Source organism: Corynebacterium sp. p3-SID1194 (assembly GCF_025144155.1).
In the GTDB taxonomy this organism is placed as follows: Bacteria; Actinomycetota; Actinomycetes; order Mycobacteriales; family Mycobacteriaceae; genus Corynebacterium.
Genome location: NZ_JALXWY010000040.1, coordinates 1 through 1255, shown reverse-complemented (window position 1 = coordinate 1255; position 1255 = coordinate 1). Strand labels below are relative to the sequence as shown.

General features: G+C 56.4%; 1 protein-coding gene. It reads right to left on the bottom strand.

All coding sequences use genetic code 11. The features are described 5' to 3' along the window. Window positions 1–30 precede the first annotated feature (30 nt). The gene (locus tag M3G19_RS11775; protein WP_259902789.1) at window positions 31–1245 is read right to left on the bottom strand and encodes an IS30 family transposase; all 1215 of its coding nucleotides are present in this window, start codon (window positions 1243–1245) and stop codon (window positions 31–33) included. Window positions 1246–1255 lie beyond the last annotated feature (10 nt).

Sequence of the window (1255 nt, the reverse complement as noted above, 5' to 3'; positions counted from 1 at the left end):
GGCGGATTCTAGCGTTCGTTGCAACATTTCCTAGGTTCCGGTCAATCCTAGTAGTTCGGCCATGCGTTCTGCTGGGGTGTCGTAGTCCAGGGTCTTTCGCGGTCGATTGTTGAGTTTCAGGGCTACTAGTTCGAGGTCTTCAGGACCGTAAACGTTTAAGTCAGCGCCTTTCGGGAAGTACTGCCGCAGCAACCCGTTCGTGTTCTCATTGGTGCCTCGCTGCCAAGGCGAACCCGGATCACAGAAGTACACCGGGCAATCCGTCGCGATGCTGAAGGATCGGTGGCCAGCCATTTCAGCGCCTTGGTCCCATGTCAATGAGCCGCGTAGGTGCTCGGGCAAGGTCATGATGGTTTCAACTAGAGCATCGCGCACAGCCACCGCGTCATGACCGTGGGGAAGGTGCAGCAGCATAACGTAGCGGGTCTGACGTTCGACAAGGGTTCCGATAGCAGATTTACCTCCGGCGCCGATGATGAGATCGCCTTCCCAATGACCTGGTACTGCCCGATCTTCAATATCTGCCGGCCGGTCAGAAATCATGATCATCGGATCGATGAACCGGCTGCGCGGGATGCGTTGACCCTGGGGCTTGCGCCGTGTCCGGCCGCTGCGCATCGCGCTGGCAACAACCTTTTTCATCTCACCTTTAGCCTGGAAGTACAGCTCTTGGTAGATCGTTTCATGACTCACGTGCATAGTGTCATCGCCGGGGAAATCTTTCCGCAAGCGGCCCGCTATCTGCTCAGGAGAATACTCCTTGCGCAGCCACGCCCACACCACTTCCTGCAACTGCGGATTTGTCGGAATCTTGCGTGGTTTCGGCCTAAACCTGCGGAAAACGGATTGGCGGTGTGCCTCAAACGGCCGGTAAATCCCATCATCACCACTGTTGCGGGCAATCTCGCGCGAAATCGTCGACGCACTACGCCCCAACTCACGCGCAATTGCACGGATAGACATGTTCTGATTAACCCGGTCCGCGATCATCTCTCGGTCCTCAACCGACAGATACCGCCCATCAATGACCTTCTCCACTGCAGCCTGCGGCATTACCTGCACAGGCACACTGACCCGACCGTCAACATAACCAAGGACCTGCATAAGCCGTTTATAGCGGTGCGCATCCTCACCATCAGGAACAAACACCACCCGCCGATGACTCCCTTTGACCACGCCTTTATCAACGTCTAAAGCAGTGCGCCGACTCATTCCACACGCATCAGCGGCACTATTGCGGTCCATGCCGCATACT